1 pseudogene is annotated in these 405 nt (G+C 37.0%); it reads left to right on the plus strand.

Annotated features, from left to right (window positions below):
* Positions 1 to 174: pseudogene (locus AC1M36_RS28540) on the plus strand (IS6 family transposase); the annotation flags it as partial.
* Between the last annotated feature and the right edge of the window lie 231 nt (positions 175 to 405).

A 405-nucleotide genomic window follows, 5' to 3' on the forward strand; every position in this document is an offset into this window, starting at 1 on the left:
CATGTGAAGCGACGTTTTTCCAAATCCGCAGGATTTCAAAATCTTCGCCACGCTTCCCGTACCTTGAAAGGCATCGAAACCATTCATGCTTTATATAAACGAAACCGAAGTCTTGGCTCAGACTTCGATTTTTCGACATACAATGAATTACAGGAGCTACTCACAATCGCATAAAATGTACAACTTTTTGTTGGCACCACTTAACCTTAACAAAACTTCGCAACAGAACCCTTTTAAGTATGTGATGTTGATATTGATTGTAAAATTTGGAACGGATCAGTACGCGTTTGGATAAGAAATAAATCTGGCGCTTTGACCCATCGGATTGAATATAAATTTAAATGTATTGGCATTTTGATTCGTATTTTGTATACTAAACGTGAGTTTTTCTTACAGTAGGCAATC

The sequence above is a fragment of the Bacillus sp. Medicinal_06 genome (assembly GCF_056711665.1).